We start from the raw sequence: 24,909 nt of genomic DNA, 5'->3' as shown, positions 1-24,909 counted from the left end.
TGCGATGGATGGGTCAATGAGTATTATGGGACGTGATATTCTGAGCGTCGACGATGTCGAAGTCGTGTACCCGAACGGCACACGCGCACTCAATAAGACCACCTGCCAATTCATGGACGGGGAAGTGACCGTCCTTCTTGGTCCGTCGGGCGCCGGTAAGTCTACGCTTCTTCGCACTCTCAACCTGCTGACCCAGCCAAGCGCAGGACATATCGTGACATCGGCGGGCCAGCAGTTGAAGTCGCGCCGCGATATCCGGTTTCATCGGCGCGACACCGCCATGATCTTTCAGCAGCACCAACTGATCGGCCGCCTGAGCACTCTGCGCAATGTCCTCATGGCGCGTCTCGGTCGCCATTCTGTCTGGAGCAGTTTGGCAGGCTTTTCGCGCGCCGAGAAACACCTTGCGCTGGAATCTCTCAGCCGCGTGGGCCTCTTTGACAAGGCGCTGACACGCTGTGACAGCCTTTCGGGTGGCCAGCAGCAGCGCGTCGGCATTGCGCGCGCGCTCACGCAGGAGCCAAAGCTGATCCTCGCGGACGAGCCTATCGCATCGCTCGATCCAGCATCTTCGGACCGGGTGATGAAAATCCTCCGCGACGTATGCCGCGAAGACCGAATTCCCGTCATTGTCAGCCTTCACCAACTCGATTTTGCCAAGGCCTATGCCGATCGCATCATCGGCCTCTGTGATGGTGACATCGTTTTTGACGGACCGCCCTCGGCACTGGATAACGCCGCGCTGTCGCGCATCTACGGCGCGCCGGCCGATACGACCAACTGATCTTTCAACTCTTGGAGACTGCCATGAAGAATATCGCAACTCTCACCGCCATGCTGCTGGCCTCAACAGCCGCATTCGCAGCAGGCGATTATGATCCGGACACTTTGCGCGTCGCGCTGCTTCCTGATGAAAACGCCTCGACCGTGATCCAGGATAACAAGCCGCTGGCCGCGTATCTTGAAGAGAAGCTCGGCAAGGATATCGAACTGATCGTCACGACCGATTACTCTTCGATGATCGAGGCGATGCGCTTTGGCCGCGTGGATGTCGCGTATTTTGGGCCGGCCTCCTACACCATCGCCAAGGCCAAGATGGCGGATGGCGATCTGGACATCGAGCCGTTCGCCGCGCGCGTGACGGATGGAAGCACCACCTACCAGTCTGTCCTCATTGCCAATGTCGAAAGCGGTATCGACTCGATCGACGATATCGAAGGGTCGGGCATCGATGTGGCTTTTGGCGATCAGGCATCCACCTCGAGCCACTTCGCGCCGAAATACACGATGATGCTCGAAGGCGTGACGGAGGGCGATGACTATACCCAGAACTTCACGGGCGCGCACGACGCGGTGGCGCGCAACGTCGAGCTGGGCAATGCCGCTGTCGGCGGTCTGAGCCGTCCGATCTACGAGAGCCTGCTGGCCAAGGGGTCGGTTGATGCATCGAAGCTGATTGTCATCGGTTACTCCGCCGATATCCCACAATATCCTTGGGTTATGCGCACCGACATGACCGAGGCGCTTGAAGACTCAATCAAGGACGCCTTCCTGACGCTGGAGCCAGGGACCGACGCGGGCGATGCAGTCCTGACGCCGTTCAAGGCCGACGGGTTCGCAGCAATCACGGATGCCGACTACGACATCATCCGTGACATCCGCAAGAACCTGCAAGCCGACTGAGAATGCCCGAACTAGGAGACCGCCATGACCCGCCTCTTGACTGCCCAGCCTGCGCTGACCAACGCTGAAGATGTGCTGGCCGAGGACAGCAAGGGGCGGCGAAAGCTGCTCCTTCAAATCGCCGTAGTCGCCGCGATCGTCATTGTATCGCTATGGATGACCGGGATGCTAGATCGGAGCCGGTTGACCAGCGGCTTGCCGGCTATCGGTATCCTCGGCACTGAGATGTTCCCGCCGGATTTCGGCCGTTGGCGCGACTGGGTAGGACCCCTTGTCGAGACGCTGGCTATGTCTATCGCCGGCACGGCGCTGGCGGTCGCTCTCTCTTTGCCACTGGGCTTCTTGGCCGCACGGAACACATCGCCCAACAAGGTTATCTACCAAGTCTCGCGGGTCGTCCTGAATACGCTTCGCTCGATCCCAGAATTGATCATGGGTATAATTTTCGTTGCAGCTGTAGGGTTTGGCATGTTGCCTGGTGTTTTGGCCCTTGGCCTCCATTCGGTTGGAATGGTCGGAAAATTCTTTGCGGAGGCCATCGAGCACGCGCATCCTGCACCGATTGAAGCGACCGAGGCGTCAGGAGCCACGTCAATGCAAGTCATCCTGCATGGCGTCCTGCCTCAAGTCTTTCCGCAATTCGCAGATGTGAGCATGTATCGCTGGGAATATAATTTTCGAGCCTCGACCGTCATGGGTATGGTTGGTGCAGGCGGTATCGGCACTGAGCTCGTCGGCTCGCTCCGCCTTCTGGACTACCCACAGGTGTCAGCGGTTTTGCTGGTCATCCTCGCCTGTGTGACCGTTGTGGATATACTCAGCAATATGCTCCGTGCGAAGTTCCGGTGATTTAAGCAGATGCCAAGGTGATTTGCTCGAACAATGAGCCATCACCTCAACGGTTCAGTTTTCTTTCATGCCAGCTTGTTGCATGGGTCAAAATATGGGTGCAGGCGCCCCTTTCCCCGAACGACTATGCGGCACGTTTGAAGACCGCATGACCGAGGCGGGTCATGCGGTTGAGGGTCTTTGTGGCGCCCGATCTGGGCTTCGACGAGGGCTCTGCGATTGTATCCCGTTGCTGACTACCCTGCCATTCGGCCATGCTCGGCGATATGCTCTATGTGAGCGTTGCGCCCATCGCGTAGGCCGGGAACAGCGGTAATTAGTGGCGGGATGGTGATCTCGACATCGGGTCAGAACTTTTGGGTCAAGCAATCGGAAACTACGGTGCCATCATAAGCGGCGTCCGCCAGAACGCGGGTCACCTAGCTTGCGATCCCCACGATGAGGTCGGGCAAGGCGGTTTCGTCGCCGATCTGGTCTGTGGTCAACAGTGAGGCGACGATCTCACCGCTGTCCGGGTCATACCCGATGTGCAGTTGACGCCAGGATTTGCGGGTCTTTCACGTGCCATGCTTTTCGTCCTGCCAGCCCGAACCGCGATGGATCTTCAGGCCTGTGCTATCCACGATCAGCGTGGTGGGGCCACTGGATTGTGGCCTTTCGTCCACGACCGAGAGGTCAATCGCCCGCCGCGATAAGGTCGAGAAGTCTGGAACCGGCAACTCCACGCCCATCAGTCCAAGTAGCGACCGGACGAACTCTTGGGTCTGATGCAACGGCTGGTGAAAGATCAGCCCCCGCGTCAGACACGTCTCAATCGCGAAGTCCGAATATTTTGGCTGACCACCGCGACCCTTTCGCTTCGGCGCTGACCATCGCCCGGCAGCCCCGGCCTCAAGCCAGATCGTAACGTCTCCGCGACGGCGCAGAGCCTCGTTGAAATCCGACCAATTCGTCACCGTGTATTTCGCCTTGGAAAACTTATCGCGTCGACCAGCGTTGAATATATGCGGCATAGGGCGCTACCTTGAGGATATCAGAACCGGCGTCTTCGCCAAAATCCGCGACCCATGCAACAAGCTGTCAAATCACCACACCAAGATCACTCAGCGCGCGAAATCCCTTCGGAATGTCCGCATTATCACGCAGTTCCAGCACGAGGTGCGGGTCGCTTTCGCAAGCAGCCAAGGCACGGAAGACAGCTGTCCATTCGATTTCCCCTTCCCCCGGGGCTGTCGCGTAGCCCTTAATTGTGGGATGAAAAATCCAACGAAATCAACGGCTGTGCTTTGCCCTTAAATATGAGATTTTGCCTTTAATTCCGATATTTTTGCCCTTAAACCTGAGACAGGGTTCGCAGCTTCGTATGGCAAATATTGATGGATGATGATCGCGAAGACTCCGTTGCCGCTGGTGCTGAGGAGGCGCGCAGGGCGGCCGTTCTGCGTCCGCTTGTTCATGCATATCTCAAAGGAACTGGCAGTCTGGAAAGTGGCATCAATGATGCTGTTTGGGAGCTTGGTGTCAGCAGGGCGACTGTCTGGCGCTGGATAAAGCGTCTGGCCGAAGAGGGTGGGCGCACCAGCGCTCTGGTACCGCGGAAACGGGGCCGCCCGACTGGTACAACCTTGATATCCGGCAAGGTGGAAGCGGTGATTGAAGAACATCTTCGCCGTTATTTCTTAAGGCGGGAACGTCCAAGCCTGTCGCGCGTCGTGACAGAAATTCGCAGCGCGTGCTGGCAGCAGGGCTTGCAACCGCCGACACGTCGGACGGTTCAGCGCAGGCTGGATGCAATAGATGCCCGCGAAATTGCCAAGGCACGCGAAGGCGCAAAGGCGGCCCGCCAGAAGTTTGCGCCGGTCGTAGGCGACAACAAGGCAAACCAGCCACTGGAGGTCGTGCAAATCGACCATACGCCTGCGGACATCATTCTCGTCGACAGTTTTGAACGCCAACCAATTGGGCGGCCTTGGGTCACGCTGGCGATCGACGTCGCAACGCGGATGGTGACCGGATATTACACCTCTCTCGAGGCACCTTCGCGTCTGTCGGTGGCGCTTTGCCTGACACAGGCTGTGGCCCCCAAGGCGGAACTTCTGGCGGAATTGGTGTGCAATGTTCCTTGGCCCGCGCAGGGTAAACCGCATAGGATCCACGTCGATAACGGGCGCGATTTCCGGTCGCAAGCCTTTCGGTCGGCATGTGCGGAATGGGGGATCGATCTGGTCTATCGGCCGCCAGGCAGTCCTCATTTCGGAGGGCACATCGAACGATTGATCGGCACGATGATGGGGGCCGTGCACCTGTTGCCTGGAACAACGCAATCCTCGGTCGTGGCCAAGGGCGACTATGACGCCGAGGGCATGGCCACGATGACCTTAAGCGACTTCGATCGCTGGTTTGCTCTGGAAATCTGCCGCTACAACAACAGCATTCATTCAAGTCTTGGCTGTACGCCCGTCGCCAAATGGGAGGCACTCTCAGCGGAAATGATGGGCGACATCCCCTTCGAGATGGAAGCTTTTCGGGTGAGCTTCTTGCCGAGCGAACTGCGTAAGGTCAGGCGTGACGGCATCCATCTGTTCCAGATACGGTACTGGTCGGATGCTCTTGCAGGCCACATTGGGCGCGGCGATGGGAAGGTGGTCGTTCGCTACGACCCTCGCGATATCTCAATGATCTGGGTCGAATTGGACGATGGCCGATATGTTGAGGCGCGTTACAGAAACTTGGAAATTCCGCCCGTGCCGCTCTGGGAATATCGCGAAGCCATGAGGAAGGCCCGTGCCCTTGGCAAATCCGGGTCCAATGAGTTGGTCTTGGCTGAGCTGATCCGACAGCAACGCCAGATCGAGTTTGAAAGCCGGGGCCTAACGAAGGCCGAACGCCGATCCCGTGAAAGAAAAGGGACATTGGAGGGCACCAACTCGGCTGTCTCGAAAACCGAAGGGCTGCGCCCGATCGACACGGGTGATACATCGCGCCCATTGTTCAAAGTGGAGAGATGGTGAATTGAGGGCAGGGACAACAGAGGAAGACGGTCGGATCGCCCTCATTCAATCGGATATCTGGATCGGCTTTCCGCGGGCCGAACAAGTTCTGGACCGTTTGCAGTGTATGATCGAAGCGCCAAGGCAAACCCGTATGCCTGGCCTTCTTGTGCATGGCGCATCCGGGATCGGAAAGACGATGATCGCCCGCAACCTGTCGCGCAGATATGCACCGGAATATGACCCAGCATCGGGAATTACGCGAACGCCGCTCTTGCTGTTACAAGCACCGCCAGCTCCCGACGAACGGCGGTTCTATCTGCACATCCTGGCGTCCGTCGGGGCACCGGCCACGGCACTGGGCGCGCGCGCTCAAAATGTGGCCTCCCTCGAAGTCCGTGTTGTTGCGCTTTTGCGCGACCTTGGCCTGCGGATGATCATGATCGACGAGGTCCACAACCTCTTGGCCGGGACCCACCGCGAACAGCGACGCTTTCTCAATGTTCTTCGTTATCTCAGCAATGAGCTCGAGGTGTCACTGGTCTGTCTTGGGGTCAGCGAGGCCGTCGACGCCATCCGTGGTGATATCCAGCTTGCCCGACGGCTGGACGAACATCATCTGCCAAACTGGCGCGACGATGCCGAGTTCTCGGACATGATCCAGACCCTTATTGCTGCCATGCCACTGGAAAAGAAGTCCAACCTGAAGGTCAAATCTCTCAAGCAGGTCTTGGCACTGACCGGTGGGGTGACCTCGCGCATCTTCGCTCTGGTCAAGGATCTTTCCATCGACGCCATTATCACAGGCGAGGAATGCATCACCGATGACGCAATCGCAAAATGGACGCCGGTTTGGTCGCGCCATGCGAACCCCCATCGGCGGCTCCAGAAGTCCCGGGTGTGAAGCCGCACCCGCTGCCCAAGACTGTCGCGCCGCTGCCAGACGAGTTGTTGTCAGGTTGGTTGTCTCGGCTGGCGGCGGCCAACTACTGTGATGATGCGGAACTACTGGCTCATCTCAGAATCGATACCGCGCATGGCACCGCCTTGGACTTCAACGTCGACGCGGCTGCGGCGGCGAAGATTGCCAACGCCGCACGGGTTAACCCAGATGTTGTTCGATCTTTGACCTTTCCGGCAATGACGCCACGAGAAGCCTCGCTGACGGCTCAGATGCCATTCCAGCATTGCATGCAATGCGCCAGAGAGGGTCTTTCGCTCAGGCATTGGAGGCGGGCCTGGGCATTTGACTGCCAAGTTTGCGGGACGAGACTTGTGCAGACCCTTGGCAAGGACGGTGGTGAACAGATGCCCGAAAAGCTGATAAATCGTGCGCGCCACGGCGCAGCGCGGCTTGAATACGCCGCGCGATTACGCAGTCTCAGGCAACTTCGGCGCGCAATGCGCGCGGTCACCTTTGCCATATCATTAAAGGCCTTCCGCGGAGATCCGGCATACGCTCTTCAGAGCCACAAACCAGAAGTGAGGCTGTTCGGCCTTGCTGCCATTGATGCCGCCCGATCACGTCCGCTGGTCAAAGCGGCCATCTCAAGCTCCGGCATCGACGACTATGCAAGGGTTGCTCTATTGCGCGCCTTCGAGAAAGAGCCACGTCTGCTTGTTGCGGTTGATCATATTGCGCAAAGGCGCGCAAGAAGCACAGGCCCGACGAAAGCCGAATCTCGCAATTAAGGGCAAAAATTGTCGTCAAACGCGCCGCGTCTCAGAATTAAGGGCAACGCGACACCTCGGTCTGAATCTGCTCCGTCCATGGTCATACCTCCTCGATCTGGCGGATGAACGCGGTAACCAGGGTCGAGCCATCGGTCAGCGCATAGGGCGTGAACCCTGCTTCTTTCTTGAAAAAGCCCTCATCGGCTGAGGTATTCAGCACCACCCGGCCGGCCCCTAGCTGCGCCAGCCGTTCAGCAAGCATTGCAACAGCCGCATCATTGACCGTGTCGCCCATGTCGCGGGCGGGCGATCCTTCTGCAGGTACAAACCCGGAGGTCAAGAGCCCACCATCATTCATCAGGTGATAAGCAATCCCCACCTTTCGGCCGATCAGAGGGTCCATCCCGTCGCCGTCCCTCCGAAAAGGACGGGCGAGCATGTCACGGTATAGCCCTGCTTGCAGATCCCACCCGGCCTCCATGCGCCTGCGGCGGGCCGATGTGCTGCTTTTCTTGTGATCGACGACAAGCAGTGCACCGTCAGGCAACTCAAGGATCGCATCGGCCTTGCCGTGCAGGTTGATGCCATGCGCGTCACCTGCCAGCCAGATTTCGTTGCCGATGATCTTTGCGCCAAGCGCCAGCAGATGTTCGCGCCAGCGCAGTGCCGCTTGAAGTATCTCACGCTCCAGCCCGCTACGCTCCATTTCCCAGGATGCGCTGCGCAGAAACCCCGCGTGGCGGGTGAGCGCACGATCATAGGCTTGCGCCACAGCGTCGGTTAGTTCCGCAGGTTCTGGCACGGGCTGATCTTTGAGGAATACATGTTCAAACACGTCATGGGCAATGTTGCCTTTGGCCATGACATCGAGGTCCTCTGCCGACCAGGACATGTCGCCAGCCCCAACCTCGTCCAGCAGCCATGCCAATGGGCTGACCAGAAGCGTTTCCAGCCGTGAGGGTGATTGGGGTTTGCTCGTCCCGTCATCCTTACGACGGAGCGCCAACAGATCGAGGCCGGGGAACGAAAGAGCCTCGGGGAGGTCGTCCGGTTCCGGCAAGGGGGGAAGACGGTGATGTGCCAAAGGCCAGTCGCCGGGCGGCAGGCGCGACAGGTCGAGGATCAGATCATGAGCTTCTTCTATATCCGATAGTGCGCGTGCGACCAGCGATAGCCCAGCTGAAGGTTGCTGCCGCGCGCCCGACAGATCGCGCCAAGGGATCAGAAACGTCACAGACTCCGCGACCGCCTGAAGCTGCTGGTCAAAGAGGGAGAGGCTTTCGGCCAATCCCTCAGCCCGGCCGCGAAGCCGCAAACCGGTGGAGGTTCGAATTGCAGTGATTTCGCTGTCCAGAAACAGCGGGTTTGCGCGGGGCCGGGTCGGATACTGACCGTCGTTGAAATCCGCGATAATCAGATGTCGGCACTGCCGCCACGGAGTTTCGTGCGAAGCCCACAGGCTGACGCCTTCAAGGTTGCGGTCTGCATCGGCGCGCGGCGGCGACGCAATCTGAATACCGCGCAGGATAGCTTCCCAATCTGGGCTACCCTCGCCGGGCGGGATCGACAGACGGGCTCGAACCTCGTTCCCTTGCGCTATGCGCTCACAGATCCGGTCGAGCAGGAAACGCAGTTGCGCAAGGCTGCCGGCGGATGCCCGAATATCCGTCCAGAGGTCTTTGTATGCGGGGGTGGGTGAGAGGATATCACCGCGAAAGTCACCACTCATAATGCTTTCGGCAAGGTCGCGCCCGGTTTGGGCTGACCATGGCATCAGCGGTGACAAAGCCAGACTCGCAAGGACCATCGCCGGTGTGGGTGTGCGCTTGGCTAACCCCAGTTGAAGTGCTGCTTCACCAACGAGGTCGCGCTCTGGCAGGCTGCCAGGAAGTCCTGAAATCGGCACGCCTTGATCGGTAAAGGCGCGCGCGATCTGGCGCGTATCACCAGCGGCCAGTACGGCAATCTCGCGCGCCGGGATACCACTTTCGATCAGGGCACGCGCACGGGCCGCCGCAAAATCAGCGCAGGCAGCCACATCGCGCAACCCATAAAAGGCGAGGCTGTCATCCTTTGGCGCGGCCTTGATTGCGCCCTCGGCTACCCCACCCTGCAAAGCGTACAGCCGCGATCCTTCACGCGCCGCGCGCGCCTTGGCGGGCGCAGCCACAGCCCCGAATTCATCCTTGAGTCTTCCATAAAGCGCCTTCATCGCGGCTGGTGCATGCGGGTCAAGGGACCCTTCAACAACCGGCAATGGGTCAAGAAACCGCCCATGCGGCAGGTCCAGAACATGGCGGACCGCAGCCAGCCCATCGGGCAAAGCGTCACCCAGCTTGCGCCAAAGTGCGATCAGAGCATCCAGATGTCGCCCTGCACGGCTTTCGCCCATAGCGCCCGCTGATGGAATGCGCAGATCGGCAGTGGCCAGCACCAGACCATCCAACGCCGCGCTGACGGCCGACATTGTCTCGACCGGTGCATTGGCCAAGCTCTCTTGCCAGACCGGGTGAGGGTCTTCCGCAATCACTCGTCCCGGCGCCCACTCTTGGGCTTTGGGGGCGAGGGATAGCTCTGCGAGACCGGTATCGGTCAGACGATACTGCAGGCCGGAGCGGGGATCGGCGACGAGAAAAGGGTAGAACATGGGTTTCGGGCTCACTGCGCAAATTGATACTGTATTGGGATAGTATTTTGAATCAATGGTTTGTGTGGCTATTGCCATTCTCTTTCGAACTCTCAATCGATGCATTTCGGATATATCCCCATGTGTCTAACCGCCCGGATAGACCTCGAAGAGATCCTCTGCCGCACCACTGTCAGATGAAAGCGACCTTGTTGCACTAATCGGACGCCAGGATGATCAGCCCCTTTCCCCGCCTGTTTCAGGCGATGGCTTCGATCTCGGCCCGTCCCAGGGCCGAGCAGCGGTTCATGATGGCGATACGGATCTGGATTTCGGCGGTCTGGCGGTCGGGATCTCGTGACATGATCCGGTCGCCGAAAAGCTTGAGGCGGTTCATTTGGGCTTCGACACGACTTCGGGCGTGATAGCCGGCCCATTTCTTCCAGATGGACCGACCCAGACATTGTGTCGCTTGCAGGATCTCGTTTCGAGATATCGCGGCGGGACAATCGGGTTTCCAGGCGCGTCCATTGCGGCGGATCGGTATGATCGGGTCGGCTCCATGCTCGAGGATCGCGGCATGGCAGCGGCGCGTGTCATAGGCGCCGTCGGCGGTGACAGTGTCGATTTCTTCGCCCGCCGGGATCTGCGCCAGCAGCTCCGGAAGGATCGGCTGTCACCCTGCCTGCTCGAGGTGAATTCGACCGCACGGATGTCGCCTGTGGCCGTGTCCATCGCCAGATGGACCTTGCGCCATTCGCGTCTGCGCGTCGCGCCATGCTTGCGCGACAGCCATTCGCCGTCGCCGCGAAAACGGATGCCTGTGCTGTCGATTAGGAGGTTCAGTGGCTGGCCCAAGCGCCGATACGGGATCTGCACCTGGATCCGTGCCTGACGCCGGCATAGCGTCGAATAGTCGGGCACAGGCCAGTCGAGACCGGCCATCTCGATCAAGCTCGCAACGAGGCCGACGGTCTGCCGAAGCGGCAGGCCGAACAGGACTTTCAGCGTGAGACAGGTCTGAATGGCGCTGTCGGAGAAGGTCTCGGGATGGCCACGCTTGCCGCTTCGGCCTGCCTTCCAGGGCATTGCCGGATCGAACCAGATGGCCAGCGATCCTCGCCGTTTCAGGGCGGCGTTATAGTCGGACCAGTTCGTCGTGCGGTAGCGGGTGTTGGCAGGCTTGGGCATGCCATCGATCTAACCATCAGGATTCCCGAGATGAATCCCTCTCACCGATATGTGCAACAAGCCCACCCGCATCAGCCCGTTGGGGCTGTTGCAGACCAGCAACCGCCCATCGGGCAGCGGCTCCAGCCCGAGCGGGCGGCCCGGCACGGTCGCCACCGTTTTCACCGCCTCGGTGTCAGGGTCCAGTTGCAGGATACGGCCATCTTGCAGCCCGCAATACAACATCCCGTCGGGACCGGCGATGATGTCCTCGGGCGCGGGGCCGGGGGTCGGGATCAGGCGGCGGCTGGCAATGATATCGTTCATCTTATGCGCTCCTCTCGCCCCTATCATGTGATCTTGCTGACCAGCGGCAGCGGCAGCACGCGCATCAGCGCGCCGAGCGGCGCCCAGGGCCAGCGCGGCACGAAGGCGGTGGCGGGGCGGCGCGCAATGGCATCGACGAGGAGCCGCGCGCCCTTGTCGGCACCGATGATCCACGGGGTTTTCGAGGCCGGGACATGGGCGTTCAGTTCGGTGCGGATATAGCCCGCGAAGATCGTGGTGACGTCGATGCCGGGCTTGTTCAGGCACTCAGCGCGCAGCCCCTCGGCCATCGCCGCGACGCCGGCCTTGGAGGTCGCATAGGCGGTCATCGCCCCGCGCATCCCGCGGATTGCGCTCATCGAGGACATGACGACGAGGTGGCCCTTGTTCTGGTCGCGGAAGGCGGCCATCGCGGCCTCGGCCTGCGCGAAGGCGGCGATCAGGTTGGTTTCCAGCGTGGCGCGGTTCTCGGCCCAGCCGCCCTTGCCGACCGGCGCCCCGCGCCCGATCCCGGCGTTGATGACGACGCGATCCAGCCGCCCCATGCGGGCGCGGAAATCGGCGAAGGTGGCGGCTACGGCGTCGGCATCGGTCACATCGAGCGCGGCGATCTCGACCCGGCAGGCGGGACGGGCGGCGGTGATCTCGGCCTTCAGAGCCTCAAGCTGTTCGATGCGCCGCGCGCACAGCGCCAGATGCCCGCCGCGCGCCGCGATCTCGCGCGCCATGCCGGCGCCGAGGCCGGAACTGGCGCCGGTGATGAGGGTGATTTCGTCCTTAACGGAATGTGACAAACCCGTCCTCCTGCAAATGGGTCTGGGCGTTCAGCGCCAGAAGCTGCGGGCCGCGCCGCCCGGTCGTGATCGTGGTGATGCCCGCATTGACCAGCACGCGGTCGATGCGGCGCGCCGCCGCAGGGGTCAGGTCCAGCAGCCCCGCGACAAGCGCCGAGATCACCCCGCCCGAGGTGAACACCACCGCATCGCCCTTGCCCGACGCGCGCTCCAGCGCGCCCTCGACGCGGGTCACGAAATCGCGGCGGGATTCGCGGTAGCTGTTTCCGTCGGCCTCCATCCAGCGCGCGACGGCCTCTTCATACAGCGCCTGAAACGCCTGCATGGGGGCGGGCTCATGCGCCAGATGGGCGCGCAGGGCGGGCATGTTGCCCAGGCCCGGATGGGCAACGGCGATGATGTCGAGATAGTCGAACTCGTTCCACGCCGGGTCGGCCTCGGCCCCGGCGAACCCGGCCGCCGCCGCACTGTCGCGGTGTCGGCGCAGGGTGCCGCTGATCGCATAGGCATCGCGGGGCAGCACCGCGCCCGCCCGCGCCGCCTGACGCGCCCCCAGATCGCTGAGAACGTCATAATCATCCGCCCCAAAGGACGCCTGCCCGTGCCGGACCAGATGCACCCGCCCCATCAGCGTGCCTGCCGCATCAGCCGGTGGCAACGCCAGTGAAGGTAATGCACGATGGCCCAGAAATTGCGGAACGCCGGGTTGCGGGTCTGGCCCTTGTGATAGCGATAATAAATCTGCTGCGCGATCGCCGACAGCCGGAACAACCCGTAGACCTGATAATAGATCATCTCGCGCGGGTCGCGCCCGGTGGCCGTGCAATAGTAATCGATCACCTCGGCGCGGGTCATCATGCCCGGCAGCGTGGTCGGCTGTCGCCGCGTGGCCCGCCCGATGCGGTCGTCGCCGGCCTCGACCCAATAGGCCAGCAGGTTGCCCAGATCCATCAGCGGGTCGCCAATGGTGGCCAGTTCCCAATCCAGCACGCCGATGACGCGGGTCGGATCGTCGGGGGACAGCACCACGTTGTCAAAGCGGAAATCGTTATGGGTCAGGCACAAGGGACCCTCGGCCGGCAGGTTCTTGTCCAGCCAGCGCATGATCCCCCGCCCGCGCGGCACGTTCCATGTGCGCGCATCGGTATAGCGCCGCGACCAGCCGTCGATCTGGCGCCGCGCATAGCCGGTGCCCGCGCCCAGATCGGTCAGCCCCGGTGCGCCGATATCGACGCGGTGCAGCGCGATCAGCACCTCCAGCACATTTTCGCACAAATGCCGCACCTGATTGGGCGGCAAGACCATGCCGCGCGGCAGGTTCTTGCGCGGGATGATGCCCACGATCCGGTCCATCAGGTAGAATTCGGCGCCGATCACCGCCTCATCCTGACAATAGGCGCGCATGTTCGGCACCAGTGGGAAATGCGGCTTCAGCGCCTTTTGCAGCCGGTATTCGCGGCCCATGTCATGCGCCGATTTCGCCCGCGTCCCGGCGGGCGGGCGGCGCAGGATCAGGTCGGCATCCTTGTAGGCCAGCCGATAGGTCCAGTTCGAGGCCCCGCCGGTGAACTGCGTCACCTCGGGCTGGCCGGTCACACCGAGATGGTTGGCAATCCACGGCACCAGCCGATCCAGCGGCAGCGCCTCGTCAGCGCGCACCTTCGCGGCGCGGTCCAGAAAATCGCCGCTCATGGCCGGGCCTCGGCGTATTTTTTCATCTCGCGCCTTGCGACCTGCGCCAAATGCACCTCGTCCGGGCCATCGGCATAGCGCAGCGCGCGGGCGACGATGAACAGCTCGGACAGCGGCACATCATGGGTCAGGCCCATGCCGCCGTGGATTTGCATGGCGCGGTCCACGACCTCTTGCAGCATCGAGGGCGCGACGACCTTGATTGCGGAAATCTCGGTCATGGCGGCGCGCACGCCCTGAGTGTCGATCTTCCACGCGGCATAAAGCGTCAGCAGCCGCGCTTGGTCGATGGCGATGCGGGCGCGGGCGATGTGGTCGCGGTTGGCGCCCAGATCAATGAGCTTGCGGCCAAAGGCCTGCCGCGAACTGCCACGCCGGATCATCAGTTCCAGCGCCCGCTCAGCCGCCCCGATGGCGCGCATACAATGGTGGATGCGCCCCGGCCCCAGACGGCCCTGCGCGATCTCGAAACCGCGCCCCAGACCGAGGATCAGGTTGTCCCTGGGCACGCGGACATCGGTGAAGGTGACCTCGCCATGACCCAGCGGCGGGTCGTATTCGCCGAAGGTCGGCAACATCCGGTCGATGGTCACGCTGGGCGTATCCAGCGGCACCAGCACCATGGAGTGTTGCGCGTGGCGCGGGGCCTCGGGGTTCGACAGGCCCATGAAGATGGCGATCCGCGCATGGGGGTGGCCGATCCCGGTCGACCACCACTTGCGCCCGTTCAGGATCAGCTCGCCCCCGTCCTCGGTGATCGTGGCCTGCATCGTGGTGGCGTCGGACGAGGCGACCTCGGGCTCCGTCATGCAGAAGACAGAACGGATGCTGCCCTCGAGCAGCGGCTTCAGCCAGCGGTCCTTTTGCGCGTCAGTGCCGAAGTAATGCAGCACCTCCATGTTGCCGGTGTCGGGGGCGTTGCAGTTGAAGATCTCGGCGGCAAAGGGGATGCGGCCCATTTCCTCGGCCAGACGGGCGTAATCCTGCAAGCCGAGGCCGGCGCCGTGTTCGGCATCCGGCAGGAACAGGTTCCACAGCCCCGCGGATTTCGCCTGCGCCTTCCAGCCCTCCATCAGCGGGCTGACCTGCCATTGCGTCCAGTCCGCGCCGGGGCAGAGGCGGCGGATTTCGGCCAGATAGTCCTGTTCACGCGGGATCACCTGCTGCGCCATAAAATCGCGCAGCTTGTCCAGCATCTCTTGCCCCTTGGGGCTTGGCTCGAAATCCATCTCGGGTCTCCTTGGCGTCAGGCGTCGCGCAGTTTGCGGCGCAGGATCTTGCCCACCGGGGTCTTTGGCAATTCATCGACAAAGATCACTTCGGCGGGGCGTTTGTAATTGGTCAGGTTCTGGGCGCAGTGATCGCGCACCTGCTGTTCGGTCAAGGCGGGATCGGTGCGCACCACGGCCACGCGCACGGCCTCGCCCGTCTTGTCGCTGGGGATGCCGACGGCGGCGGCCTCAAGCACACCGGGCAGGTCGGACAGCACCTCTTCGATCTCGTTGGGATAGACGTTGAAGCCCGACACGAGGATCATGTCCTTCTTGCGATCCACGATATGCACGAAACCTTGTGCATCCATGGTGGCAATGTCGCCGGTCGCCATGAATCCACGGTCGTCAAACGGGTCTTCTTCGGGCTTGTTCCAGTAACCCTTCATCACGCTTTCGCTTTTGATCCAGATTTCGCCGGGGATATCGGTTGGCAGCGCGGTGCCGTCCTCATCGCGGATCTCGATGATGGCTGAAGGCAACGGCAGCCCGATCGAGGCATTGAAGCCCGGCACCGGAAACGGGTTGCAGGTTCCCGCGCCGCAGGTTTCCGACATGCCCCAACCCTCGGCGATCCAATGGCCGGTCAGCTTGTGCCACGCCTCGGCGGTGTGACGGTGGGTCGAGGTGCCGCCGGCGATAAAGGTGCGCGCCGACGACCAGTCGACACTGCCGATATCGGGATGCACCATCAGCCCGGCATACAGCGTGTTCAACCCGGTCATCAGGTCAAACGGCTGCGCCTTCATCGCCGCGATCAGCGATCCCAGATCGCGCGGGTTCGGCACTTGAACCGAGCATCCGCCCTTTGCCAGCAGCATCGCCGTCGTATAGAGCGTATAGACGTGATACAGCGGCAGCGGCATGATGCCGACCGGGGCGGCGACTTTTGGCGCGGCCTCCAGCGCCGGGGTCAGCCAGGCCTGCGACATCCGCATCGCGGCCAGCACATTGCGCTGCGATAGCATCGCCGCCTTGACGATCCCGGTCGTGCCGCCGGTATATTGCAGAACCGCGGTATCGCCGGGCGCAGGGTCAGGGCGCTGCCATGGCGCGGATTTGCCCCGCGCCAGCAGCGCCCTCAGCCGCAAGGAACCGGGCAGGCGATAGGGCGGAACCGCCTTGTCAATGTGGCGCAACTTGAAATTCGCAACCGCGGCTTTCAGCCCCCCGAACACATCCCCGACCGAAGTCAGAATGACATGGCGCACCGGAGTCCCGGCCCGGATCGATTCAAAACCTGCCGCGAATTGTTCCAGCAGGATGATCGCCTCGGCACCGCTGTCGACCAACTGATGGTGCAACTCGCGCGGGGTATAAAGCGGGTTTACGCCGGTGGCGACAAAGCCGGCGCGCAAGACCCCGATCAACGCCACCAGATATTGCGGCAGTGACGGCATCATCAGCGCCACCCGCGCGCCCGGTGCCAGCCCCAGTGCCTGCAACCCCGCCGCCATTGCGCGCGACTCCACGTCAAGACGGGCATAGGTCATGTCCGTGCCCAGACAGCGCACGGCCACGCGACCGGCGAAACGCTCCATGCTGTCCTCGACCGCGCTGAGAAAGGTTTCATCCTCGCCCAGCGTCAGGTCGGGCGACACCCCCTGCGGATAGCTGGCCGCCCAGATCGGTGCGGCGGTCATGCACGCGTTTCCCTGTCAATCATCTGTGAACCCTCCCCGGTCCATGTGTGGGCCGGCCCCCACCCTGCCGGACCTCGACAAAACTGCCTCGGCATGGGAATGAATACAAATGATGAATATTAAACGATCCCAATGAACAAAATTCATTCACGGTACGACAGGCTGGACCTGAACCTGCTGCGCGTCTTTGCGATGGTCTGGCAGGAACGGCACCTGACGCGCGCGGCCGATGCGTTGTCGCTGACGCCATCGGCTGTCAGCCACGCGATGCGGCGGCTGCGCGATCATTTCGGCGAGCCTCTGTTCCAGCGGCAGGGCCACCGGATGCAGCCGACGGCGGCCTGCGCCCGCATGGCCCCGGAATTGCTGGATCAACTGACGCGGCTGGATGCGCTGATCAACCGATGGGGTGCCTTTGATCCGCAGGCCAGCCAGAGCAGCTTTCGCATCGCCCTGCCCGAGGCGACCGAGACGATCCTGCTGCCGGTGCTGATGTCGCGGCTGGCGGCTGAGGCACCGGCGGTGACGGTGCATTCGGTGCGCGTGGCACGGGCGATGATGGCTAAATCGCTGGCTGCGCGCAGCATTGATCTGGCCGTCGATGTGCCGCACCCGGTGCCCGAGACGCTGCGCCATGCGCCATTGTTCAGCGATGATTTCTGCGTTGTCAGCCGCGCCGGGCATGGCTTTGCCGCCACCCCCACCTTTGCCGCCTACGCTGCGACGGATCATATCGCCGTGTCCACGCGTCACGATGGCGCGGTGATCGAGGATGTGTCGCTGCTGGCGCTTGGAATCAGCCGCCGGGTGCGGCTGCGCTGTCAAAGCTATGGCACCGCGATGACCGTGGCCGAGGGGTCCGACCTGCTGGCCACGATTCCACGTCGCATTGCCGCGCGCCTGCAACCGGGCCGGGCGCTGGTCCTGACTGATCCGCCCGCCGCGCTAAGCCCGGTCAAACTGCATCTTTACTGGCACGCCGATCAGCATACCGACCCCGCAAGCCAATGGCTGCGCGGGTTGTTGCGGCCCTGAACCGACCCGCCACATCCATGGCCGCAGATTTGCCCCCTAACCATGGGTCACAGCCCGGAAATAGGCCATTTGCAGATCGGCAACGCTGGCTGTCCCGGCTTCGCGGTTCTGGACGATCTCGCCGAACCAAAGCGCCAGCATCGTTTCCGCGATCTCGGCGGCGGGCTGGCGCGGGGTCAGGTGATGACGGGCGATCAGGGCCTCGGTAATAGCGGTGAATTCCCGCCGATAGCTGGCCGTTACCTCGGCAAACTGCGCGGCAAAATCCGCATCGCGCTGTGCGTGCAGGTTCATCTCGATAATCAGCCGCGACAGCACCGGGTTGCGCGACAATTCACCCAGCCGCGCGCCCAGACGGATCAGGCTGTCGTCCAGACCCATGCCCTCGGTCGCCTGCACCAGATCGACCAGATCGCGGGCGATGCGGGTCATGTGGGTGGCAACCAGCGCCAGCAACAGGTCGTCCTTGCTGGCAAAGTTCGAATAGAACGCGCCCTGGCTGAACCCGGCGCGTTCGCAGATCCCCCGGATCGAGGCCGCACCGACGCCCGCCTCGGCAATCAGGTTCAGCGCCGCGTCGATCAGACGCGCGCGCGTTTCCTGCTGGGCCTGTTGCCGGGTCAGGCGTTTCGGTGCGGCCATCGGGTCATCCTTCTTTCGTGTCGTGCCCGCCGGACAGCTTGTCGCGCAGCCCGGCGATCTGGTCGATCAGCGACTGCACGGCGCGCTCGCCCTTGCCGAACAGCCCGCCAAGCTCTTCCTCGATGCGGCGCATCGTGCCGGGCTCATCCTCGGGCAGCGGCGGCAGGATATGGGCAAAATAGGTCTTGTCCAAGACCCTGTGCAGCAGCCGCTCGCCGGGGAAGGGCTCGCCGTTATTGATCGCCCGCGCGGCCTTCAGCAGGTTGCGGATGTCGTATTGCGTGGGCGCGATATCCGGCACCTGCTTGGGCAGGTTCAGCAGGCTATAGACCCCGATCCGGGCGGTGCGCACGCTGCTTTCCATGGTGAAGACCACATCGTTCGCGGTCTCCACGAACTGCCCCAACAGGGCAAGGTTGGTGCAGCCTTCGGGCACGACATGCGGCCGGTCGCCCGCCGCGCGCGGCATGAATTCGGCGGTGATATAGGGCATCAGCGCCAGCCGCACCTTGGTCGCCGCCGCGATCTGGTCGAGGTGTTCGGACAGCCCCAAATGGTGGCACAGCTCGGCCAGAATCTCGCGCCCGGTGCAGTCGGCCATGGTCTTGCCGGTCACATCGCCCACGCCGTCCATGTCCAGCCCGTAGGCCCACAGCACCAGCACATCATCGGGCTGGTCGCGAAAATGCGGCTGGCGGTTGGCGGTCACGCTCATCACCCAGCCGGAATCGGTGAATGTGATGACCCCGCCGGTCGCGGTGCGGCCCGAATAGGGGTCGTTGACCGACAATTCGGCGATCTTCTCGGTCAGGGGCGAGGGCTTGCAGGTCAGCGTCACCGATTCCCAGATCGAGCGGTTCACGTCGCCATAGAATTTCTGCGGCTTGCCAAAAACCGGCGATTTCGCGGCGAGGTTCTTCCACAGCAGCCAGTCGCTGTCCGGCCCCGGCTCGGCATTGCCGCGCGCCAGCACCGGCACCGTGTCCATGTCGCCGTAAGCCGTGCCTTCGGTCATCGACCCCGGCAGGGCAAAGACCAGATCGCCGTCGCCGACCGGGATCACCTGCGCCGTGCCGTCAACCTCGGCATGGATCGCCGTGACGGTGCGCTGGCCGCCGCGCTCGGTCATCTCCAGATCGGTGACGCGGGTGTCATAGCGGAAATTCACGCCGCGCGCTTTCAGCCAGTTCACCAGCGGCAGGATGAAGGTCTCGTATTGGTTATAGCGCGGGAACACCAGCGCCGACATGTCGTTCAGCCCGTCCAGCGCATCGAGGAAACGGTGCATGTACAGCTTCATTTCCAGCAGGCTGTGACAGTTCTTGAAGGCGAACATCGACCGCCAGAAGAACCAGAAATTGCTTTGCAGGAAACCGGGCGAGAACCAGTCGGTGATGGTCTTGTCGTCCAGATCCTCCTTGCGGGCCAGCAGCAGGCGCACCAGTTCCCATTGCTGGGGCTTGGTCAGGCCCAGGGTCGAAAAATTGCGGATCTGGCCCTGCTTGTGCATCAGCCGCGCCTTCGAGACGTTGGCATCGGCGTCATTCAGCGCGCGGTATTCGTCCAGCACCGAATGGCCCTCGGGCATCTCGACGGCGGGGATGTCCTGAAACAGGTCCCACAGATTGTCATAATTCCAGTTCATCTCGCGCCCGCCGCGCACGATATAGCCGTCCTGCGCGTTGCCGGCGCCGTCCATCGACCCGCCGGGAACCGACAGCCCCTCGATCACGGTGATGTTCTCGCCCGGCATCTGGGCGTCGCGGATCAGGTAAAACGCCGCCGCCAGCCCGGCGATACCGCCGCCGACGATGGTGGCGCGGCGCTTGGCGATGCCTTCGGGTGCCAGCGGGCGGTGGCGCCGATAGGTGCCGGTCATGTCGGGCGGTGGCAGCGTGTTGGTGGCGTCATTGCGCCAGAAAGCAGCCGTCGCATCGGGTTCATGCGACATTGGCAGGCTGGGCGGGAAGGGGCGGTTTTTCGGGGCCATGGGGATCTCCTGTTCAAGAGTAGTGGCACGTCTTGCCTGCTGGCACAGATGGCCCCTTGCATTGCGGATTTCAAGTGTTATCTGAATAACGAAAGAAATCTATAGCAGGAGGTCCCCATGGCCATCAGCAGGGTTACAGTCATTGGCGCGGGGGTTCTGGGCATCCAGATCGCGCTGCAAACCGCCCGCCACGGGTTTGAGGTGATCGCGCAAGACGTCTCGGACGAGGCGCTGGCCAAGGCGCGCGAGGCGTTGGATGCGATCTCCGCGCAGATGCAGGCCGATCTGAAGCTGGGCGACGATGACATTGCCGGCGCCCGCGCGCGGCTGTCGCTGACCACCGATCTGGCGCAGGCTGTGGCCGATGCCGATCTGGTCATCGAAGCGGTGCCCGAAAACCCGCAGATCAAGCGCGGTCTTTACGCGCGGCTTGCCCCGCTGATGGAAGACGGCGCAATCCTTGCCACCAATTCCTCGACGCTGCTGCCCTCGGAACTGGCTGGTGCGACCGCCCAACCCGACCGCTTTCTGGCGCTGCATTTCGCTAACCATATCTGGCGCCACAACATTGCCGAGATCATGGGCCATCCCGGCACAGATCCGGCCGTGCGCGATGAGGTTCAGGCCTTTGCCAAAGCCATCGGCATGGTGCCGATCGTGCTGGAGAAAGAGCAGCCCGGCTATGTGCTGAATTCGCTACTGGTGCCGTTTTTGCAAGCCGCCGCCGCGCTGCTGGTCGATGGCGTGGCCGCCCCGCAGGACGTGGACAAGGTCTGGCGCATCGCCACGGGCGCGCCGCTTGGCCCCTTCCAGATATATGATATCGTGGGGCTGAACACGGCCTGGCATATTTCGTCCGCGGGCGGCCCCAAGGCGCAGGAGTTTGCGCGGCTTCTGAAGCGCGACTTTCTGGACAAGGGCAAGCTTGGCGTCGCCTCGGGCGAAGGCTTTTACACGTATAGCTAGGGTATTGCGATGACGGACATTCCCCCCACCACTGCTCCGCGCAAGGCGCGGCTGGCCTATGCCGTGCTGCTGGTCATCGTCGCGGCGGTGGCCGTGGCGATCTGGGCGCTGACACGCCCCGGCCCGGTGGTCATTCAGGGCGAGGTCGCCGCGCCGCGCGTCGATGTCAGTGCCCGGATTTCGGGGCGCGTGGCCGAAATCGGGGCGGATACCGGCGATAGCGTAACGCAGGGGCAATTGCTGGTGCGGCTGGAAAACCCCCAGCTTCTGACCGCCTATGGTCAGGCCGAGGCCGCGCTGGCCGCCGCCGACAGCAACGCCGCCGCCGTCGCTGTCATCCGCCCCGAAAACGTCCGCGCCGCCGAGGCGCAACTGGCGGCCGCGCAGGCCGATCTGGCGCTGGCCCGCGATGCCCAGCAGCGCAACATCGCGCTGGAATCGCGTGGTGTGCGGTCGCAGGCGGTGGTCGAACAGGGCATCCGCAACCTCGAAGCCGCCGAACGACAGGTCGATGCCGCGCAGGCACAGCTTGATCTGGTGCGCGCAGGTGCCACGCCCGAACAGCGCGCGGCGGCCAAGGCACAGGCCGAACAGGCGCGCGCCGCGCTGGCCCAGCAACAGGCCAATCTGGACGACTTGCAGGTCTATGCCCCGATGGATGGCCAGATCACCGGCCGAATGATCGAGATGGGCGAAAACATCGGCCCCGGCGCGCCGCTGTTCACGCTCGTGCAGCCGGCGGATGCGTGGTTCACCTTCAACATTCGTGAAGACCTGCTGCATGGTGTCGAGGTCGGCGGCACCCTGACCGTGCGCGTCCCGGCGCTGGATCGCGATGTGGCCGCCACCGTCACCCTGCTGAACATACAGGGCGATTTCGCAAGCTGGCGGGCGACCGGCGATTTCGACCTGCGCAGCTTCGAGCTGCGCGCGACCCCCGACGCCCCGGTCGAGGGCCTGCGCCCCGGCATGTCGGCGCTGCTGCCGGACGGTCTGTGACGCCATGCGCGGCATCGCCCATGTCGCACGGCGCGAGCTGTCGCTGATCGCCGGGCATCCGGCGCTGATCTGGCTGACGCTGATCCTGCCCCTGCTGCTGCTGGCGGTGCTGGCGGCGGTGTTTCTGCGCGGTATCCCGACCGACCTGCCCTTTGCCGTCGTCGATCTGGACCGGACCGAGACCAGCCGCTCGCTGTCGCGGATGCTGGAGGCAACGCCCGAACTGACCACCCACCCGGCGCTGAGCCTGCCCGCGGCCAGCGACGATATCCGCGCCGGGCGGGCGCGCGGGGCGGTGCTGATCGCGCAGGGCTTCGAGCGTGACTTGCTGGATCGCCGTCGGCCGGAAATCGTGCTGTTCTATGACAATCAGCACATGACCGCCGGGGCCATCGCCGCGCGGGGCGCGCGGGGCGCGATCAACAGCTTCATCGCCGGCGCGCAGATGGGGATGCTGCGCGCGCAGGGCACCGATGCGACCGCCGTTGCCGCGCTGGTGCAGCCGATCCCGATGCAGATCCATGCGCTGTTCAACCCGGCCTTCAGCTATATCGACTTTCTGCTGTCGGCGGTGGTGCCCGCGGTGGTGCAGATCATGGCCGCCGCCGCCGTCACCTATGCGCTGGCGCTGGATTTCGCCCGCCCGGCCACCGGCGGCGCGCCGCCGATGCTGGCCCTGTCGCGGCAGGCGGGGGGTGTACTGCCCGCGATGCTGGGCAAACTGATCCCTTATACGCTGATCTTTCTGGCGGTGATCGGGCTGGCCGATCTGGTGCTGTTCGGCGTGCTGGAGGTGCCGCTGCGCGGGTCGGTCGCGCTGCTGCTGATTGGCGCGGTGCTGTTCGTCGTCGCGGCGGCGCTGATCGGCGGGCTGGCCTATCTGCTGATGCGCGATTTCGGGCTGGCCATCAGCGGGGTTGCGATAATGCTGGCCCCGGCCTTTGGCTATATGGGCATCGGCTTCCCGCGCGAGGCGATGCCCGCGCTGGCCAGGTGGTGGAGCGATCTGCTGCCCGGCACATGGTATCTGCAATTGCGCATCGACCAGACCCTGCGCGCCACGCCGCGCGACCTGTCGCTGCCGCCGCTGCTGGCGCTGCTGGCGATCACCGCCGGGCTGGCCGTGCTGGTGCTGGTGCGGCTGGCGCTGATGCAGCGCCGCGCACTGGACGGGGGTGCGCCATGATCCGTGCCTTTCGGGCCGAGATGGCCGGCATCTTCCGTGATCGTCAGGTGCTGATGATCGTGGTGCTGGCGCTGGCGATCTATGGGCTGATCTACCCCGCGCCCTACCGCCCCGAATTGCTGCGCGTCGTGCCGGTCGTGGCCGTCGATCTGGATGGCGGAGAAAGCGCGCGCGAGGTGCTGCGCAGGATCGACGCCAGCGAAAGCGTGACGCTGGCCGCCCGGCTGACCGACATGGCCGCCGCCGACCGCGCGGTGCAATCGCGCGACGCCTACGGCATCGTGCTGATCCCGCAGGGGTTCGAGCGGGACCTGCTGTCGGGCCGGCCCAGTCCCATCGCTGTCTATGGCGATGCCAGCTATTTTCTGGTCTATCAAAAGGTGCTGTCCGGCATGGCCATTCCCGTCCGGCAGATGGGTGCGACCATCGCCGCCGGGCGTCTGATGGCGGGCCAGCAGCTTGACGCCGAAACCGCCACGGCGCTGGCCAGCCCGGCGCAACTGGTCGAGGTGCCGCTGTTCAACCCTTCGGGTGGTTACGCGACCTATGTCCTGCCCGCTGCCTTCGTGCTGATCCTGCACCAGACCATGGCGATGGGGCTGGCGCTGGTGGCGGTGCGCCGCCGCCCCTCGCCTGCACCGGTCGCGCGGCAACTGGCCGGGCGCGGGCTGGCCTGGCTGGTGATCTACGCGGCGCTGCTGCCGCTGTTCCTCGTGGCGCTGCCGCGCGCCTACGGCCTGCCATGGCTGGGCGATCTGCGGCTGGTGGCGGCACTTGGCCTGCCCTTTGTGCTGGCCACGGGGCTGATGGCGCAACTGATCGCCGCGCTGCTGAAACGGACCGAGGTGATCCAGCCCGTGCTGCTGGCCATGGGCCTGCCGCTTTTCTTCCTTTCGGGCTTTTCCTGGCCGATCGAGGCGATCCCCCCGGCGCTGCAAGCGATCGCGGCGGCCATTCCCGCCACGCCGATGATCGACGCCTATACCCAGCTGGCCAGCATGGGCGCCACCGGGCCAGAGCTGGCGACCGCGATCCGGCATTTGTGGATTCTAGCGGCGCTGTTCGGACTGGGCGCGGCGCTGGCCGCGCGGTCGGCCCGGCCCTCACAGGGCTGAGCCGCACTGCCAGCGCGTCTTATCCCGGCATCCCGTCGCCAAGACGATCCATGCGCGGCATCGCGGCGATCAGCTTGCGGGTATATTCGGCCTGCGGTGTGCGGAACAGCGTTTCCGAGGGCGCTAATTCCTGCGCCTGGGAAGTGCTGGCCTTCGGAGGTGCGACCACGGATTTCACCTTGGCGGCGTTCGACGGCGTTGTTGCGCAAATCCGGGAGGATTCATGTTGTGAATCCGGCATGCTAGCTGGGCAGCAT

The 24,909-nt window shown here is 63.4% G+C and carries 22 protein-coding genes and 1 pseudogene; 11 read left to right on the top strand and 12 right to left on the bottom strand.

Features of this window, described 5'->3' with window-relative positions; translation table 11 throughout:
- Positions 1 to 16 precede the first annotated feature (16 nt).
- From phnC to phnE, 3 genes are read left to right on the top strand one after another with little or no spacing between them, the layout of a single operon-like run.
- Positions 17 to 784, top strand: coding sequence for a phosphonate ABC transporter ATP-binding protein (gene phnC / locus DW2_RS13265; RefSeq protein WP_231886304.1), 768 nt, complete (start codon positions 17 to 19; stop codon positions 782 to 784).
- A gap of 23 nt (positions 785 to 807) precedes the next feature.
- Positions 808 to 1,683, top strand: coding sequence for a phosphate/phosphite/phosphonate ABC transporter substrate-binding protein (gene phnD, locus DW2_RS13260; RefSeq protein ID WP_009573550.1), 876 nt, complete (start codon positions 808 to 810; stop codon positions 1,681 to 1,683).
- 24 nt (positions 1,684 to 1,707) lie between these two features.
- Positions 1,708 to 2,532 (top strand): phosphonate ABC transporter, permease protein PhnE, encoded by an 825-nt coding sequence (gene phnE, locus DW2_RS13255; protein WP_009573551.1) that lies wholly within the window; start codon positions 1,708 to 1,710, stop codon positions 2,530 to 2,532.
- Positions 2,533 to 3,089: 557 nt separating this feature from the next.
- Here phnE and DW2_RS20195 read toward each other — a convergent pair.
- On the bottom strand, positions 3,090 to 3,545 hold the full coding sequence (locus DW2_RS20195) for an IS5/IS1182 family transposase (RefSeq protein ID WP_009573552.1): 456 nt from the start codon (positions 3,543 to 3,545) through the stop codon (positions 3,090 to 3,092).
- Positions 3,546 to 3,908: 363 nt separating this feature from the next.
- On the opposite strand from DW2_RS20195, the gene DW2_RS13245 reads away from it, so the two are divergent.
- The 3 genes from DW2_RS13245 to DW2_RS19415 are packed head-to-tail and all read left to right on the top strand — an operon-like array spanning position 3,909 to position 7,214.
- A complete protein-coding gene (locus DW2_RS13245; RefSeq protein ID WP_156102975.1) occupies positions 3,909 to 5,543 on the top strand; it encodes a Mu transposase C-terminal domain-containing protein in 1,635 nt (544 codons plus the stop codon).
- Entirely contained in the window at positions 5,428 to 6,426 is a 999-nt protein-coding gene (locus DW2_RS13240; protein ID WP_337588244.1) for a TniB family NTP-binding protein, read from the top strand. Before DW2_RS13245 ends, DW2_RS13240 begins: the two co-directional genes overlap by 116 nt.
- On the top strand, positions 6,423 to 7,214 hold the full coding sequence (locus DW2_RS19415) for a TniQ family protein (protein ID WP_081874989.1): 792 nt from the start codon (positions 6,423 to 6,425) through the stop codon (positions 7,212 to 7,214). Before DW2_RS13240 ends, DW2_RS19415 begins: the two co-directional genes overlap by 4 nt.
- 82 nt (positions 7,215 to 7,296) lie before the next feature.
- On the opposite strand, the gene DW2_RS13235 is transcribed toward DW2_RS19415, so the two are convergent.
- From DW2_RS13235 to DW2_RS13200, 8 genes and pseudogenes are all read right to left on the bottom strand, one after another.
- The gene (locus DW2_RS13235) at positions 7,297 to 9,921 is read right to left on the bottom strand and encodes a PD-(D/E)XK nuclease family protein (protein ID WP_238321331.1); all 2,625 of its coding nucleotides are present in this window, start codon (positions 9,919 to 9,921) and stop codon (positions 7,297 to 7,299) included.
- A 160-nt stretch (positions 9,922 to 10,081) separates the two neighbouring features.
- Positions 10,082 to 11,013, bottom strand: a pseudogene (locus tag DW2_RS13230) (IS5 family transposase).
- A 9-nt stretch (positions 11,014 to 11,022) separates the two neighbouring features.
- Positions 11,023 to 11,319, bottom strand: coding sequence for an SMP-30/gluconolactonase/LRE family protein (locus DW2_RS13225; RefSeq protein WP_038147400.1), 297 nt, complete (start codon positions 11,317 to 11,319; stop codon positions 11,023 to 11,025).
- Between the two features lie 23 nt (positions 11,320 to 11,342).
- Positions 11,343 to 12,113 carry an SDR family oxidoreductase gene (locus DW2_RS13220; protein WP_038147399.1) on the bottom strand — a complete coding sequence of 257 codons (771 nt, stop codon included), beginning with the start codon at positions 12,111 to 12,113 and terminating at the stop codon, positions 11,343 to 11,345.
- Positions 12,097 to 12,741, bottom strand: coding sequence for a histidine phosphatase family protein (locus tag DW2_RS13215; protein WP_038147396.1), 645 nt, complete (start codon positions 12,739 to 12,741; stop codon positions 12,097 to 12,099). Before DW2_RS13215 ends, DW2_RS13220 begins: the two co-directional genes overlap by 17 nt.
- Positions 12,741 to 13,805: a phosphotransferase family protein gene (locus tag DW2_RS13210; protein ID WP_038147394.1), complete on the bottom strand. Its 1,065-nt coding sequence runs from the start codon at positions 13,803 to 13,805 to the stop codon at positions 12,741 to 12,743. The genes DW2_RS13215 and DW2_RS13210 overlap by 1 nt, the downstream gene beginning before the upstream one ends.
- Positions 13,802 to 15,034, bottom strand: coding sequence for an acyl-CoA dehydrogenase family protein (locus DW2_RS13205; RefSeq protein WP_038147392.1), 1,233 nt, complete (start codon positions 15,032 to 15,034; stop codon positions 13,802 to 13,804). Before DW2_RS13205 ends, DW2_RS13210 begins: the two co-directional genes overlap by 4 nt.
- Positions 15,035 to 15,051: 17 nt before the next feature.
- The gene (locus DW2_RS13200; protein WP_038147390.1) at positions 15,052 to 16,719 is read right to left on the bottom strand and encodes an AMP-binding protein; all 1,668 of its coding nucleotides are present in this window, start codon (positions 16,717 to 16,719) and stop codon (positions 15,052 to 15,054) included.
- A 132-nt stretch (positions 16,720 to 16,851) separates the two neighbouring features.
- Between DW2_RS13200 and DW2_RS13195 the strand changes: the two genes are divergently transcribed.
- Positions 16,852 to 17,754 carry a LysR family transcriptional regulator gene (locus tag DW2_RS13195; protein ID WP_038147387.1) on the top strand — a complete coding sequence of 301 codons (903 nt, stop codon included), beginning with the start codon at positions 16,852 to 16,854 and terminating at the stop codon, positions 17,752 to 17,754.
- Positions 17,755 to 17,790: 36 nt separating this feature from the next.
- Here the strand turns inward: DW2_RS13195 and DW2_RS13190 are convergent, their stop codons facing one another.
- Complete coding sequence (locus tag DW2_RS13190) at positions 17,791 to 18,396, bottom strand: TetR/AcrR family transcriptional regulator (protein WP_038147385.1); 606 nt, start codon at positions 18,394 to 18,396, stop codon at positions 17,791 to 17,793.
- A 4-nt stretch (positions 18,397 to 18,400) separates the two neighbouring features.
- Positions 18,401 to 20,386, bottom strand: a complete 1,986-nt coding sequence (locus DW2_RS13185; protein WP_038147383.1) for an oleate hydratase — start codon at positions 20,384 to 20,386, stop codon at positions 18,401 to 18,403.
- Between the two features lie 117 nt (positions 20,387 to 20,503).
- Between DW2_RS13185 and DW2_RS13180 the strand changes: the two genes are divergently transcribed.
- Genes DW2_RS13180 through DW2_RS13165 form a run of 4 tightly spaced genes read left to right on the top strand, consistent with a single transcriptional unit; the run spans position 20,504 to position 24,652 of the window.
- Positions 20,504 to 21,352 (top strand): 3-hydroxyacyl-CoA dehydrogenase, encoded by an 849-nt coding sequence (locus tag DW2_RS13180; protein ID WP_038147381.1) that lies wholly within the window; start codon positions 20,504 to 20,506, stop codon positions 21,350 to 21,352.
- A 9-nt stretch (positions 21,353 to 21,361) separates the two neighbouring features.
- The gene (locus DW2_RS13175; RefSeq protein ID WP_038147379.1) at positions 21,362 to 22,351 is read left to right on the top strand and encodes an HlyD family secretion protein; all 990 of its coding nucleotides are present in this window, start codon (positions 21,362 to 21,364) and stop codon (positions 22,349 to 22,351) included.
- A 4-nt stretch (positions 22,352 to 22,355) separates the two neighbouring features.
- Positions 22,356 to 23,537: an ABC transporter permease gene (locus DW2_RS13170; protein WP_038147376.1), complete on the top strand. Its 1,182-nt coding sequence runs from the start codon at positions 22,356 to 22,358 to the stop codon at positions 23,535 to 23,537.
- A complete protein-coding gene (locus DW2_RS13165) occupies positions 23,534 to 24,652 on the top strand; it encodes an ABC transporter permease (protein ID WP_038147375.1) in 1,119 nt (372 codons plus the stop codon). The genes DW2_RS13170 and DW2_RS13165 overlap by 4 nt, the downstream gene beginning before the upstream one ends.
- Positions 24,653 to 24,671: 19 nt before the next feature.
- On the opposite strand, the gene DW2_RS20190 is transcribed toward DW2_RS13165, so the two are convergent.
- Positions 24,672 to 24,909: hypothetical protein (locus DW2_RS20190; RefSeq protein WP_238321330.1), on the bottom strand; the 238-nt coding region annotated here is incomplete at its 5' end.

Origin of the sequence: Thioclava atlantica, from assembly GCF_000737065.1 — a bacterium.
GTDB lineage: Bacteria > Pseudomonadota > Alphaproteobacteria > Rhodobacterales > Rhodobacteraceae > Thioclava > Thioclava atlantica.
Note: the sequence above shows the minus strand (reverse complement) of the source record. Positions and strands in the feature narration are given on the sequence as shown.